This window comes from Pseudomonas sp. BCA17 (genome assembly GCF_004519405.1).
GTDB lineage: Bacteria > Pseudomonadota > Gammaproteobacteria > Pseudomonadales > Pseudomonadaceae > Aquipseudomonas.
Genome location: NZ_SGWI01000006.1, coordinates 280,299 through 293,421 on the forward strand (window position 1 = coordinate 280,299; position 13,123 = coordinate 293,421).

Consider the following 13,123-nt stretch of genomic DNA (forward strand, 5'->3'; position numbering starts at 1 on the left):
TGTGCTCCGTGACGGCGGCAAACGCTCTTGGTGCAAGCAGACTAGAACGTCCGGCGGCCTCAATCAATATTTATTCCATAATTATTTTCTGTGGAATATTTTTTCCAATAAGCTGACATAATGGCCCGCCAGCCGCCGTGCATCGTTTCAGCAAGCCGCGCGGACCGTGATGCCGGGGTATTTTTTTGCGCCTACCCTGTAGACTTGCGCCACCATCAGCGCAACAGATGAAAACGCCAGAAGGATTGCCCATGTCCCGCACCGATCCCGAGACCACCCTGGAAGGAAACATAGCCAGCCCTCCGATCAATGCCGAACGCCTGTTGCAACTGATCACCGACGAATACGAAAGCCTGCCACGCCAGCTCAAACGCATCGCCAGCTACATGAGCCAGCAGAGCGACCGAATCATGGTCGACCGCATCAGCGACATCGCCCGCGAATGCGAAGTGCACCCCTCGGCCATCGTGCGCTTTTCCCAACGGTTCGGCTTCAGCGGGTTCAGCGAGATGCAGGCGCTGTTTCGCGAGGCGTATACCCACAAGACCACGCCGGTGCAGAACTATCAGCAGCGCATCCGCAGCATGATCGCCAACAAGTCGCAGAAAGCCAGCGGCGGCGACCTGGCACGTGAATGCGTCAACGCGACACTGTCCGGCATCGAGCGCCTGGGGCTGGAACTCGACGACGCGGCGTTCGACAAAGCCGTCGACCTGGTGGTCAATGCCGACAATATCTATGTGGTCGGCGTACGCCGCTCCTTCGCCGTGGCCGATTACCTGGTCTACAACCTGCAACACACCAACAAGCGCATTCATCTGATTTCGGGTCTGGGCGGCAGCTACCGCGAACAGATGCGCAGCGTGCGCGCCAATGACCTGGTGATCGCCATCAGTTTTACGCCCTACGGCAAAGAGACCCAGCACTGCCTGCGCATCGCCCAGCACCAACAGGCCAAGACCCTGATCATCACCGACAGCAACCTGTCGCCCCTGGCCAAGCGGGCCAATACGGTGTTGTTGGTGAATGAAGGTTCCTCGTTCGCCTTCCGCTCGTTGAGCGCCACCCTGTGCCTGTGCCAGGCGCTGTTCATTGCGGTGGCGTATCGCCTGGAATTGAAAGTGGACGAGATTCATGAGCAGGTCGGGTTCGAAGACTGAGCGGCAGACACCGAGTCACCTCGCCATCAGCAATTTCGCCAGCACTCGGCCGTGGAAACGGATCTGCGCCAGGGTCAGCGCGGTATAGCCGATGATCACCGCCGGCGCCAGGCGTGCCTCCACGCAGAACTTGCCCAGCGGCTGCAACGCCAACCCGACGGCAGCGGCGCGCTCGCAAAAATCCTGTTCTTCCACGCCCGGCGGCAACCACAGTACAAAGTGCAGCCCAGCCTGCTGGCCAGTCACTGAGCAGCCATCGGGCAGGCACGCGAGCAATGCATCGCGCCGCGCCTGATAAGCCTGGCGGGAAGCGCGCAGGTGACGCACAAAGGCACCGCTGCCGAGGAACTCCACCAGCCCCAGTTGATCCGTGGCGCCCACCGAATGCCCGGTGAGTTGCAGGGTCCGCAACAACGCGGGGCGCACCACCTTGGGCACCACCATGAAACCTACGCGCAGACCGGGAAACAGGTTCTTGTTGAAACTGCCGCAGTAGAGCACCCGGTCGCCGCAATCCAGGGATTTGAGCGCCGCCAGGGGCGCGCTGTTGTAGTTGTACTCGCTGTCGTAGTCATCTTCGATCACCCAGGCGTCGGCGCGGGCGGCCCAATCCAACAGCGCCAGGCGCCGCGAGACCGAGAGGGTCATGCCCAGCGGTGCCTGGTGCGCCGGGGTCACGTAGGCCAGACGTGCGGTGTCCGGCAACTGGTCGCAATCAAGGCCCTCAGCCGTTACCGGGATGGCCTGAACGTGCGCCCGCGCCAGGCTGAACAGGCGACGCGCCGGCTTATAGCCGGGGTCTTCAACGCAGGCCGTGTCGCCGGGCTTGAGCAGCGTGCGGGCGATCAAGTCAAGGGCGTGGCGAATGCCGGTGGTGACGATCACTTCATCCGCCTCGCATTGCAGGCCACGATAGCTGCGCAGGTAATCGGCGATCTGTTCACGCAGGGCCGGCAACCCGGCCAGGTGGCTGGCTTCCAGCACGCCGGGGCCGACGGTGAGCAGACCACGGGAAATGCAGCGGGCCCAGGTCTTCAAGTCGAACAGCCCGGCATCCGGACGCCGTGCCACGAAGGGCACATGACTTTGCACCGCCGCGTCAGGCTGATCAGGCAGTGCCACACGGCGCGAGCTTGTGCCGGGCGCCGCGGCTGCAATGAATTGCTCGGGGATCACCGCACACACGCGAGTGCCTGAACCGGCTACCCGCTGCACGTAGCCCTCGCCCTGCAAGCGTTCGTAAGCGGCCTCAAGGGTGCCCCGCGACACCAACCAACGTTCGGCCAGGTTGCGGGTGGAGGGCAAGCGACTGCCCGCCGGCAGTTGCCGGTTCAGGATGGCTGTACGCAACGCATCGTAAGCGCCCTGCTGCTTGCCGGCATCCAAGGCCGCGGGACGCGGCAGGTCCAAGGCGGATGCGGCTTTTCCTCGACTCATAAGTGGTCCAATCGCTCCAGGTATAAGTGGCTCAAAGGATTAAACCACAAAGCCAGTAGAGTTCAGGACTCAACGAACTGCATCGAGGCTTTCCATGACACAACGCGCCCTCTCCACCGGTTTCTGGCTGGTGCTGCTGACCGCACTGATCGCCTTGCCGCGTATCACCCTGGACATGCACCTGCCGGCCCTCCCCGCCATGGCTGACTATTTCCACGCCCGCGACGCCCAACTGCAATTGACCCTCACGCTGTACGCCTTGGGCTCGGCGATTTCGCTGCTGGTCAGCGGCCCGTTGACCGACCGCTTCGGCCGTCGACCGGTACTGCTGAGCGGCCTGTTCCTGTATGTAGCGGCCACGGCCGCCTGTGCCTTGTCCGACAACCTCGGCGTGCTGATTATCGCCCGCCTGTTCCAGGCCCTGGGCGGATGCTGCACCACCGTGATCGGTCGGGTGATCGTGCGCGACTACTTCGACCGCGAGGAGCAGGCGCGCCTGCTGGGCTTGATCTCCATGGCCATGGCCGTGTCGCCGATGGCCGCGCCCGTGCTGGGTAGCCTGATGCTGCCCTTGATCGACTGGCGCGGGCTGTTCGTGCTGCTGGGGCTGATCGGAGCCGTGCTGTACCTGGTGGTGTATCACCGCCTGCCGGAAACCCGTCCGGCACAGGTTGCTGCTGCGCCGCCGAGCAATCTGTTGCAGCTCTACCGCCAACTGCTGCGTGACCGCTATTTCCTGCGCTATTCGCTCGCCATCGGCTGCGTCTACAGCACGTACTTTCCGTTCATCAGTGAGTCGTCGGCCCTGCTGCAGCGCGGTTTTCACTTGTCCGCCACGGCTTACGCGCTGGTGTTTGCCGCCACGATCAGCGGCTACATGCTGGGCGCGAACCTGTTTCGGCGGCTGGTGCAACGCTTCGAACCCGACCGTTTGATCAGCGCCGCCATCGGCTTGAACATCGTGGGCAGCGTGACGCTGGCCACGGCAACCACCCTGTTGCCGGGGGAATGGCTGGCAATTGTGCTGCCCATGGTGGTGATCATGGTGTCGGTGGGCATGGCGATTCCCGCCTGCCAGCTGTCGGTGTTGCAACCCTATGGCGCGGTAGCCGGGACGGCCTCCGGGCTGTTCTTCTTTATCCAGATGTTCATCACCGCCGTGGGCAGTTGGCTCACGGGGTTGCTGTCGGATGGCACGTCAACCGCCTTGGTGATCATGACGTCAGCCGCCAGTGTGTTGCTGGCCAGCAGTTGGCTCGCCTTGCAGTAAAAAGCCGCGCCTGTCGGCTACTGCCAGTCAGTTAAGCGATAGAGCGGACAACGAGTAACCTGTGGCGAGGGAGCTTGCTCCCGTTGGGTCGCGAAGCGGCCCCAGCTTTGGGCTTGAAAAGACTGGGCCTGCTACGCAGTCCAACGGGAGCAAGCTCCCTCGCCACAGGTACTTTTTAGCCTTTCTCTTTCTTAACTGACTGGCATTACGCCTGTCGGCCAGGTGCGGCTTGAGTGAAGCAACAATCAACGGTGGGCAAGACTCATGGGTAGATGGGTTTGATGTTCAGGGCTGACGTACGGGGGTGCTGCTCTGACCGGTATAAAAACCCGTTTCTGATAGCAAAAAAAAACGCGCCGGGATGTCCCGGCGCGTTTTTTTATTTCGGCGATCAGTGCATGAAGATCGCGATCAAGATGATGACCGGGATAGGCACACCGAGGAACCACAGCAGTAATGAGCGCATGAGACTGTTCTCCTTGAATTAACGAACGTAGGTTTCGGTTTCGACATACACCACGGCATCCCGACGACGACCGCCGAAGGTGGCGGCGAAGCTGGCGAAGAACGCACCGATCAACAGCGTGATGAAGGTCCACAGCGAGGTGTAGGCGGCGACTTTCGCAGCGGTGTCGGCAGCCTGCTTGGCTTTGAGTTTGGCGTCTTCGATGGCTTTGCGGGCATCGCCGTAGACCTTGTCGATACGCGCTTCGGCATCGGCCTGGCTGAGATTGGTGCGCTGGCTGATCAACTGGGCCAGGTAGGTACGGTCCTCAGGTGCAAGCTGACCGTCGTTGCTCAGGGTGCGGGTGAAGATGCGTGCAACCACACCATGGGCAGCGTCATCGCTGACCGCGGCTGGGCGGTCATCGCGGAACAGGCTGTCGACGTAATAATCGAAGTCACCGCTGTTGGCACCTTTGGCGGCACCACCGGCTGCTTGCGTCAGGCCGCTGGCGGCACCCGAGGCAACGGACGCACCGGCTTTCACGCCACCGCTGACCACACTGCTGACCGAACCGACCACCAGCATCGCGGTGACCAGCGTGGCGACGGCCCACGCGAGGAAACCATGGGCGGTGTCGCGGAAGTACACTTCATCGCCATGCATATTGGCCCACTTCACACGCAACCGACCGGCGATGTAACCGCCCAGGCCGGACGCGACGATCTGGGTGAAGGCCAACCAGACAATGGTAGAAATGCCAAGCCCCTTGGCGCTGATGCCGCTGTCGGCCCACGGCGACACCGCCGAGAAACCCAGGCCAAAGCCCAGCAACACCAGTATCAGGGAAAGCGCGGCCGCCGCTGCGGCTCCGGCGAAGATAGCCCCCCAGGAAACCCCAGAGTGCGTGCTCGACTCTTGCAGCGTGGATGAGGATGTGATCATTGTTGTTTCGCTCCAGGCATGAAAAATAGTGTTACAAGTCCCAAAAGGGACAGTGCAGGCACCATGCCAGTCGTCGATAAAAATAAACCTTATATATTTCAACAAGTTAAATAAGTTGAACTTCTCAAAACCGTGCAACTTGCAAGAATGGCCCGTGACGAGTGGGCGTTATGCACTTTCAGCCGCCGAATGGCCGGTTTGACCAACATGAATATTTTTTTAGTAAGCCCGTTATCATTTCTTGGCAAAATGCCCCCACTTCTAGTGTGAACGCTCACCAGGTAATCCTATGACACGCATTTTGACCATCGAGGATGACGCCGTAACGGCCCGCGAGATCGTCGCCGAGCTGAGTAGCCATGGACTGGACGTAGATTGGGTGGACAACGGCCGCGAAGGCCTGGTCCGTGCCGTAAGTGGTGATTACGATCTGATCACCCTCGATCGCATGCTGCCGGAACTCGATGGCCTGGCCATCGTCACCACACTGCGCACGATTGGGGTGTCCACGCCGATCCTGATGATCAGCGCCCTCTCCGACGTCGACGAGCGTGTACGCGGTCTGCGCGCCGGCGGTGATGACTACCTGACCAAGCCGTTCGCCTCCGACGAGATGGCCGCCCGGGTCGAAGTGCTGTTGCGGCGCAAAAGCACGGTCAAGGAACTCGAAACCGCCCTGCGCGTGGCCGACCTCGAACTGAACCTGATCACCCGTGAAGCCAGCCGCGCCGAACAGCCGCTGAGCCTGTTGCCCACCGAATACAAACTGCTGGAATTCCTGATGCGCAACACCGGGCAGATCCTGTCGCGGATGATGATTTTCGAGGAAGTCTGGGGCTACCACTTCGACCCAGGCACCAACTTGATCGACGTGCACATCGGTCGCCTGCGCAAAAAAATCGATCCACCGGGCCTCACGCCGTTGATCCGCACGGTACGAGGTTCCGGGTATGTCATTGCTGAACCCCTCTAAGGGCTGGCGCTCTTCCAGCAGCCGCTTGCTCGCGCTGTACAGTTCGTTGTTCGTGGCGTGGAGCTGCATCCTCATGGGGGTGCTTTATTACGAGGTCTCGGGTTACCTGGGCGACTTGTCGCGTCACTCCCTGATGCAGCGCCAGCACCTGTTCCAGCGTTTCGACGGCGAGGAACTGGTAGAAGCACTCACCACCAGCATGACCTTCGACATGAAGGGCGTGGACGCCTACGGTTTGTTCGATGAGCAGTTCCGCCCCTTGAGCGGGCCGATCCGTGCGGTACCGCCTGACCTGCCCCTGGACGGCAAGATCCACGCCCTTGCCAATTGCGTCGACTCCGACGACCCCAAACTGCCCAAGGACAGCTGCGACGCCGTCGCCACCCACACCGAAGACGGCCGCTGGCTGGTGCTGGTGCGCGCCAACGGTTCGTTGTTCGGCGTCACCCGGATCATCTGGCACGCCCTTCTGTGGGCACTGTCCCTGACCATCATCCCGGGCGCTGCCGGTTGGCACTTATTGCGTCGCCAGCCGCTACGGCGCATCCGTGGCATCCAGGCCAGCGCAGAGGCCATCGTCGCCGGCGACCTGACGCACCGCTTGCCGCTGTCCAACCGCCGTGACGAGCTGGATATGCTTGCGGCGATCGTCAACGCCATGCTCGACCGCATCGAAAAACTGATGAACGAGGTCAAGGGCGTGTGCGACAACATCGCCCATGACCTGCGCACCCCGCTGACACGCCTGCGCGCGCAGCTCTACCGCATCAAGCAACAAGCTGAAGAAGACTCGGCGCATGCGGTCAAGCTGGATGACGCCATTGCCGAAACCGACACACTGATGGCGCGTTTTCGCGGGCTGCTGCGGATCTCCGAGCTGGAAGACCACCAACGGCGCTCAGGCTTTCTGGTGCTGGACCCATTGCCGCTGCTGCGCGAACTGCATGACTTCTACCTGCCCCTGGCGGAAGAAGGCGAAATGGAGTTGGTGCTCCAGGCCCCCGAGTCCCTGCCGTGGATCACCGGCGACCGCGCACTGCTGTTCGAAGCCTTGAGCAACCTGTTGAGCAACTCGATCAAGTTCACCCCTGCCGGGGGTAAGGTCATCCTGCGCGCAGCCAGTGACATGGGCAGCACGCGCATCGAAGTGCTCGACTCGGGCCCCGGCATCCCGGTGGACGAGCGCAAGTCGGTGTTCCAGCGCTTCTATCGGGTGGATGAAAGCGATCAGCAAGGCGGCTTCGGCTTGGGTCTCTCGATCGTCGCAGCGATCATCAACCTGCATGGCTTCAAGCTGGAGGTCGGCACCAGTGAGCTGGGCGGCGCCCGGCTGGTGCTGGAGTGCCGCCAGCAATTGATGCCCGAGTAACGGTACCCAGGGGCCGGGCGCGTCCTAGAGCACAGCCCCCATCGCCTTGATCAACACTGGGTCGCGCCCATAGATATCGGGCGCGTACACCAACCCACCCTGGCGATCCACTTCCACCGTCCAATAGCCCAGCAGCACCGGCACCGGCGTGGCCAGCCTGAACTCATGGGTCACGCCGGTGGCCAGCAACTCATCGGTGCGCGTACGTTCGGCCGGGCTCACCAACAGGTCGCGCAATAACAACGGTTGCTCCACCCGCACACACCCGGAACTGAACGCCCGCGGGCCTTTGGTAAACAACGGCTGGCTGGGCGTGTCGTGCAGGTACACCGAGTACGGGTTGGGGAAGCGCATCACGATCTTGCCCAGCGGGTTGCGCGGACCGGCGTCCTGGCGCAGCAGGATATTGCCGGGGCGGGCCCAGTCGATTTGCTCCGGCGCCAGCGGATGACCTTCGGCGTCGAGCACTTGCAGGTTTTGCTGGCGCAGGTATTCGGGGTTGAGGCGGATGGCCGGGAGTTTATCCTCGCGCATGATGGTCGGCGGGATGGTCCAGGTGGGGTTGAGGGTCAACCGGGTGATGCGTGATTTCAGCAGCGGCGTCTGGCGTTCGGCACGGCCCACTTGCAAACGCGTCTGCCACACGGGGATGCCACTTTGGTAAACGCTCAATTGCGCCGCCGCGACATTGACCACCACCCCCTCCGGCTCCAGGTCCTGGGCCAGCCAGCGGAAACGCTCCAGGTTGATGCGCAGTTGGTCGCGACGCATGGCCGGGCTGATGTTGAGTTCGGCCACGGTGCCCGCCCCTATCACGCCATCCGCTTGCAACGAGTGGCTTTGCTGGAAAGCCTTCACTGCCTTGACCAGTTCGTCACGGTATTGCCGGCCGGTGCCAGTCGGCGCCTTGGCCAGATAACCGCCGCTGAACAAGCGGCGCGCCAGTTCCGGCACGCGCGGATCGTCCATGCCGGGGCGCAGCAAGGGGCCGTTGCCAACCGGGTCCCAGTGGGGCAAAGGCTGCAGGCGCGCGGTCGCGTAGGCATTGCGCAGGCTGCGATACAAGTCGGCGCCGGGGCGGGCCTGGTCGAACCCTTGCGCCATGTCTTGCAGGCCTGTCGCGGCAAACGCCAGCACCTGGGCGTCAGGGTCATGGAGGGGCGGCTGGGAATGCCAGAGCGGCTCGTAACGCGATTGCTGCAGGCGACCGTAATGCAGGTCCTGCAGGGCTTGCAGGTACTGGCGGCTGGTGTCGATATCACTGCACAGCACGTTGGCCGTGGCGTCTACCGCAGGCAGGCTATAGTGGGTAGGGTCCAGGCCATCGTCGGCCAGCAGTTGCAACTGGGCCTGCAACGCTGGGCGGCGCTCGCCCGTGGCCCACAACGCGGCGTCACCCTGCTGCTGGTAGAACGCTTGCAGTCGCGCCAGCGCCGCGGGGTCGATATGGGGAGCCAGGTCAGGGCAGGCGCTGGGCAGTTGCGCCAGGGCCATTTGGATCGGGCTGGGTGAAACCACGGGCACCGCGTCTGCCGGCAACGCCTCGGCTGTTGCGACCAGTGGTGCAACGAGCAGGCAAATGCTCAAGTAACATGCGTGTTTTTTGAACAATGACTTTGCTCCAATCCACAGTGTGGGGGGATGTACTGTAGATGCTGACTTTTATCTGCCGCCTCGGCCTGGCTGCCATAAGCCTGGCCGCATCGGGCCAGGCTGCGCTCGCCGCCAATGGCAATCCTCCCTCCTTGTATAACAGCCTGGCGCGCTCGGCTCCAGAACTCAATCCCACCGTATTGAAAAGCGCCCTGAACGCCGTGCAGTGTGCGGTCAATAATGGTGAAGAACGCTCCGATCGCCTGGCGGTTATTGACTACTCCCAGCCCTCGACCGCTCGTCGACTGTGGATCTTCGATTTGCGCAAGAAAACCCTCGTGCTGCGCGACCTGGTGGCCCATGGTGCGAACTCCGGGGAGAACTTCGCCACTCAGTTCTCCAACCTCGAAGGCAGCCACCAGTCCAGCCTGGGGCTGTTCCGCACCCAGGAAAGTTACCTGGGCACCCACGGCTACTCGTTGCGCATGGACGGCCTGGAGCCCGGTTTCAACGACCAGGCCCGCGACCGTGCGCTGGTGATTCATGCCGCCGACTACGTCAACCCGGCGTGGAGCAAACGCGAAGGCCGCATCGGTCGCAGCCAGGGTTGCCCGGCCGTACGCCCGCAAGTGGCGCGCCAGGTGGTGGACAAGCTCAAGGATGGGCAATTCATGTTTTCCTGGTACCCGGACCAGCGTTGGCTGAAGTCCTCGACTTACCTCAATTGCAAACCCCAACAGGTGGCCAGTAGTCGTACAATCCGTGGCGGATAGCCTGTCCCCACAGATAAAAGAGAGCGCCGCATGCTTCTACATAAGTCAACCTGGATCGAGATCGGGCAGTTTCTGGAGCGCAGCCGCACGGTGGTGGTCCCCATTGGTTCCAATGAACAGCATGGCCCCACCGGCCTCTTGGGCACGGACTGGATGTGCCCTGAGATCATCGCCCATGAGGCGCAGCGGAACGCCGACATCCTGATTGCCCCGACCTTCAATATCGGCATGGCCCAGCACCACTTGGGCTTTCCCGGCACCATTTCCCTGCGCCCTTCCACCTTTATCGCCGCGATTGGCGACTGGGTGCGCTCGCTGGCCGGGCATGGCTTCGAGAAGATCCTGTTTCTGAACGGCCACGGCGGCAACATCGCCACCATCGAAGCCGCGTTTTCCGAGCTGTACGCTGAAGCCAGCTATGCCCGTCGCGAGGCCGGGTTCGCGCTGAAGCTGGTGAACTGGTGGGATCTGGAAGGCGTCAGCGAACTGGCGCAGCGCCAATTTCCGGTGGGCCATGGCAGCCATGCCACGCCGTCGGAAATCGCGGTGACGCAGTGGGCGTATCCGGAGTCGATCAAGTCAGCCGATTATTCACCCAAAATTGCCAACACCGGGCCGATCCGCGAGGCACTGGACTTCCGCGCACGCTTCCCCGATGGGCGCATGGGCTCGGACCCGGCGCTGGCGACGGTGGAAAAAGGCGGTGAGTTGGTGATGTTGGCGGCCAAAGGCTTGGTCAGGGCGGTCGACAGTTTCAGCAGCGAAGCGAAAATTTCAGGCAATTAAGACTTCATGTAGCAGCGAGCTGGCTCGCGAAAAACTCAAGGTGCCGCGTTCAATCAGGAAACACGCGTCATCGTTGCCGTTCTTCGCTAGCCAGCCCGCTCCTGCAGGTGGCGATTACTGGCAGTCTTTGGCCGCCTGCTCAATGCGCGACGGCGTGATAGCGGACGCCAGCGGCTTGCGCTCATACAGGAACACTTTGGTGCCGTCCTGGGACTTGTAGGCTTCCAGCACATCATCAGCGGCGATCTTGCTGGTCAACAGCACCTTGGCGTGGCGCGAGTTCTGCGTCACCGTGGAAGTGATCCCGTGCTTTTCAAGCTTGGGCAATACGCACTGCACATAACCTTCGGGGGTCTTGCTGGTTTGCAGGGTCAAGGTCGGAGCATTGGGGGCGGAAACACAGCCGGTCAGTACCAAAGAAGCAAAGGCCAGGGCCGGGACGAAAAAAGAGCGCATAAAAATTCCTGAAAATAACTGAAAAAAGTTCACATCAACCCGCTCGGACCAACGCCTTGAGCGACGCGTCAAACTGTCTCAAGGCATCTTGCTGTACATCGCGCTGCTGCTCGATCTGCGCGGCAATCTCGGGCGCCGCCTTGTCATGCACCCACACGGATGACACCTGCTTGTGCACCGAGCCTTCGGCCTTGGCGATGTATTGCAAGTTCGCATCGTAGAACCGTGCGGTAAACCTGGCTTCTACCAGGTCGTTGCGCGGGGTCAGCAGTTGGTTATGGGTATCGAGCATCACCACCACGTCCGGATGCGCCTGCACCAGCTCATCCAGGCTGCTATAGACCGTGACGGACAAAAAAGTGCCCTGCAACGAACTCATCAACCAATCGATGGCCAGTTCCGGATCGGAGCTGTTGACGAATGCCTCGCGGATACGCCCGTCAAGTGCATCCTTGGCGCCGTTCATGGCCATGGCGTGGTAGCGTTCAAGGTAACGGAGGTTGTCGCGGGTGTTTTCGCTGTACAACACCCCCACCGACTGCGCGCGCGCCAGGGAGTCTACGCTACCCACGAGTGGCAGCAAATGGCCCGTACGCAGTTCATCGGCAATGGCCGGGGTGGTCATGACCACCGAACCAAGCATCAACATCATCAAACCCAGCTGGATTATCGTCCTCATCGCGCGTTTCCTTGAGCAGCGTCTCGATGGTGCAATTCTCCATCTTTCCAGCAAAAACAGAACTTGCGATCCTTGATGGTGACTATCATTTGAACCGATAGTGTTGCGCAGCCCGCTTTCAATAAAACTTATAAGGACCACGCCATGAAGCCCCACCAGAAAACCTTCGACCGCATCCGCGAAGCCGTATTGCCGGAGTTTCGCGAGCGGGTCGCCGATTACCTGGTCGACTATGAAAACGTGCTGCAGGACGACGCGGCGGACGCCGATCAAATCAGCGCCAGCGCCCAGCAACTGCGGGGTTACCTGCGGGGGTTGAATACCATGCGGGTCCTGGGCATGGCGGACTGGGAAGACCTGGACCGCCGTGTGGAAGAGGACTGGCTACGCGTGGTGGAAGCCGAATAACCGGCGGGGCGTATCGATCAGCAGGGCCTGCTCGACCTGCGCCGACCAGTCCAGGGCCTGGCGCTGCTCAATCACTGCGGCATACCCGATGGACGCTTCGTGCTGGGTGTGCGGCCAGTCACTGCCCCATACCAGCCGCTGCAGGCCGAAGCTCTGTTGCAGCAACGGCATGGCCTGGCGGGCAAACCCGAGGTTCTGTGCCGGGTTGCCGGCCAGACGATAGATACCCGAGACCTTCAGCCACAGCCGGCCGCCTGGCCCGAGCTCCAGCAACTCGCTGAAGCCGCGCTGCCCGACGCCCAGTCGCGCGTCGGGGCGCCCGAAATGATCGATCACTAGCTTCACCCCGAACGGCAGCAGTTGCCCCACCAGTTGCGGCAGGTCGTCCACCTCGCGGTGCAATTCCACGTGCCAGCCAAGTTCAACGATGTGCTCGAAGAACCCCTTCCAGCCGGGCTCGGCAAAATCCGGCAGCGCCCGGCCCACCAGGTTCAGCCGCACGCCTACGACACCCGAGCGGGCCATGGCGTGCAGAGCGTCGCGCGGGATATCGCGCTCCACCACCACCACGCCGCGCAACCGATCGGGTGCCTGCTGTAAGGCGGCCAGCAGGTAGCTGTTGTCGGTGCCCAGAAAGCTGGGTTGCACCAGCACGCCGTGGCTCAGTCCGTTGGCGTGCAACTGGCCGAGGTAATCGGCCAGCGTGGCGTCGTAGCCAGGGGTGTAGCGACGCTCGCCGGCCATGGCCAGCCTGCGGCTGAACACATGCGCGTGCGCATCGATTGCGGTGATGGAGCAGTTATCAAGCATGGGTTTCGTCTTTCAAGAG

At 61.9% G+C, this 13,123-nt stretch carries 13 protein-coding genes; 7 read left to right on the forward strand and 6 right to left on the reverse strand.

Annotated features, from left to right (window positions below):
* Positions 1-251: 251 nt before the first annotated feature.
* A complete protein-coding gene (locus tag EXW71_RS22035; protein WP_123718127.1) occupies positions 252-1,160 on the forward strand; it encodes a MurR/RpiR family transcriptional regulator in 909 nt (302 codons plus the stop codon).
* Between the two features lie 15 nt (positions 1,161-1,175).
* On the opposite strand, the gene EXW71_RS22040 is transcribed toward EXW71_RS22035, so the two are convergent.
* Positions 1,176-2,597 (reverse strand): PLP-dependent aminotransferase family protein, encoded by a 1,422-nt coding sequence (locus EXW71_RS22040; RefSeq protein ID WP_134660881.1) that lies wholly within the window; start codon positions 2,595-2,597, stop codon positions 1,176-1,178.
* Between the two features lie 94 nt (positions 2,598-2,691).
* Between EXW71_RS22040 and EXW71_RS22045 the strand changes: the two genes are divergently transcribed.
* Positions 2,692-3,867 carry a multidrug effflux MFS transporter gene (locus tag EXW71_RS22045; RefSeq protein ID WP_134660882.1) on the forward strand — a complete coding sequence of 392 codons (1,176 nt, stop codon included), beginning with the start codon at positions 2,692-2,694 and terminating at the stop codon, positions 3,865-3,867.
* Positions 3,868-4,351: 484 nt separating this feature from the next.
* Here EXW71_RS22045 and EXW71_RS22050 read toward each other — a convergent pair whose 3' ends face one another.
* Entirely contained in the window at positions 4,352-5,257 is a 906-nt protein-coding gene (locus EXW71_RS22050; RefSeq protein ID WP_123718123.1) for a hypothetical protein, read from the reverse strand.
* A 289-nt stretch (positions 5,258-5,546) separates the two neighbouring features.
* Here EXW71_RS22050 and EXW71_RS22055 point away from each other — a divergent pair, with 289 nt between their 5' ends.
* Both EXW71_RS22055 and EXW71_RS22060 read left to right on the forward strand, forming a co-directional pair.
* Entirely contained in the window at positions 5,547-6,230 is a 684-nt protein-coding gene (locus EXW71_RS22055) for a response regulator transcription factor (protein WP_060757182.1), read from the forward strand.
* Positions 6,208-7,599 (forward strand): HAMP domain-containing sensor histidine kinase, encoded by a 1,392-nt coding sequence (locus EXW71_RS22060; protein ID WP_123718122.1) that lies wholly within the window; start codon positions 6,208-6,210, stop codon positions 7,597-7,599. The genes EXW71_RS22055 and EXW71_RS22060 overlap by 23 nt, the downstream gene beginning before the upstream one ends.
* A gap of 24 nt (positions 7,600-7,623) precedes the next feature.
* On the opposite strand, the gene EXW71_RS22065 is transcribed toward EXW71_RS22060, so the two are convergent.
* Complete coding sequence (locus tag EXW71_RS22065; RefSeq protein ID WP_134660883.1) at positions 7,624-9,210, reverse strand: murein L,D-transpeptidase; 1,587 nt, start codon at positions 9,208-9,210, stop codon at positions 7,624-7,626.
* 41 nt (positions 9,211-9,251) lie between these two features.
* Here EXW71_RS22065 and EXW71_RS22070 point away from each other — a divergent pair, with 41 nt between their 5' ends.
* On the forward strand, positions 9,252-9,965 hold the full coding sequence (locus tag EXW71_RS22070; protein WP_134660884.1) for a murein L,D-transpeptidase catalytic domain family protein: 714 nt from the start codon (positions 9,252-9,254) through the stop codon (positions 9,963-9,965).
* Positions 9,966-9,995: 30 nt separating this feature from the next.
* Positions 9,996-10,751 carry a creatininase family protein gene (locus tag EXW71_RS22075; protein WP_134660885.1) on the forward strand — a complete coding sequence of 252 codons (756 nt, stop codon included), beginning with the start codon at positions 9,996-9,998 and terminating at the stop codon, positions 10,749-10,751.
* A 114-nt stretch (positions 10,752-10,865) separates the two neighbouring features.
* Here EXW71_RS22075 and EXW71_RS22080 read toward each other — a convergent pair whose 3' ends face one another.
* Both EXW71_RS22080 and EXW71_RS22085 read right to left on the reverse strand, forming a co-directional pair.
* Positions 10,866-11,207, reverse strand: coding sequence for a hypothetical protein (locus tag EXW71_RS22080; protein WP_123718118.1), 342 nt, complete (start codon positions 11,205-11,207; stop codon positions 10,866-10,868).
* 34 nt (positions 11,208-11,241) lie between these two features.
* Positions 11,242-11,886: an ATPase gene (locus EXW71_RS22085; RefSeq protein ID WP_123718117.1), complete on the reverse strand. Its 645-nt coding sequence runs from the start codon at positions 11,884-11,886 to the stop codon at positions 11,242-11,244.
* Positions 11,887-12,030: 144 nt separating this feature from the next.
* Between EXW71_RS22085 and EXW71_RS22090 the strand changes: the two genes are divergently transcribed.
* Entirely contained in the window at positions 12,031-12,294 is a 264-nt protein-coding gene (locus EXW71_RS22090) for a hypothetical protein (RefSeq protein ID WP_123718116.1), read from the forward strand.
* Here EXW71_RS22090 and EXW71_RS22095 read toward each other — a convergent pair.
* Positions 12,271-13,104 carry an amidohydrolase gene (locus tag EXW71_RS22095; RefSeq protein WP_134660886.1) on the reverse strand — a complete coding sequence of 278 codons (834 nt, stop codon included), beginning with the start codon at positions 13,102-13,104 and terminating at the stop codon, positions 12,271-12,273. The two genes, EXW71_RS22090 and EXW71_RS22095, sit on opposite strands and share 24 nt — an antisense overlap.
* Between the last annotated feature and the right edge of the window lie 19 nt (positions 13,105-13,123).

Excerpts from the sequence above, each read along its gene's own strand:
- EXW71_RS22040 (WP_134660881.1), bottom strand. The coding sequence starts at position 2,597 with ATGAGTCGAGGAAAAGCCGCATCCGCCTTGGACCTGCCGCGTCCCGCG.
- EXW71_RS22075 (WP_134660885.1), top strand. The coding sequence starts at position 9,996 with ATGCTTCTACATAAGTCAACCTGGATCGAGATCGGGCAGTTTCTGGAG.
- EXW71_RS22070 (WP_134660884.1), top strand. The coding sequence starts at position 9,252 with ATGCTGACTTTTATCTGCCGCCTCGGCCTGGCTGCCATAAGCCTGGCC.
- EXW71_RS22090 (WP_123718116.1), top strand. The coding sequence starts at position 12,031 with ATGAAGCCCCACCAGAAAACCTTCGACCGCATCCGCGAAGCCGTATTG.
- EXW71_RS22050 (WP_123718123.1), bottom strand. The coding sequence starts at position 5,257 with ATGATCACATCCTCATCCACGCTGCAAGAGTCGAGCACGCACTCTGGG.
- EXW71_RS22080 (WP_123718118.1), bottom strand. The coding sequence starts at position 11,207 with ATGCGCTCTTTTTTCGTCCCGGCCCTGGCCTTTGCTTCTTTGGTACTG.
- EXW71_RS22045 (WP_134660882.1), top strand. The coding sequence starts at position 2,692 with ATGACACAACGCGCCCTCTCCACCGGTTTCTGGCTGGTGCTGCTGACC.
- EXW71_RS22055 (WP_060757182.1), top strand. The coding sequence starts at position 5,547 with ATGACACGCATTTTGACCATCGAGGATGACGCCGTAACGGCCCGCGAG.
- EXW71_RS22060 (WP_123718122.1), top strand. The coding sequence starts at position 6,208 with ATGTCATTGCTGAACCCCTCTAAGGGCTGGCGCTCTTCCAGCAGCCGC.
- EXW71_RS22095 (WP_134660886.1), bottom strand. The coding sequence starts at position 13,104 with ATGCTTGATAACTGCTCCATCACCGCAATCGATGCGCACGCGCATGTG.
- EXW71_RS22085 (WP_123718117.1), bottom strand. The coding sequence starts at position 11,886 with ATGAGGACGATAATCCAGCTGGGTTTGATGATGTTGATGCTTGGTTCG.
- EXW71_RS22035 (WP_123718127.1), top strand. The coding sequence starts at position 252 with ATGTCCCGCACCGATCCCGAGACCACCCTGGAAGGAAACATAGCCAGC.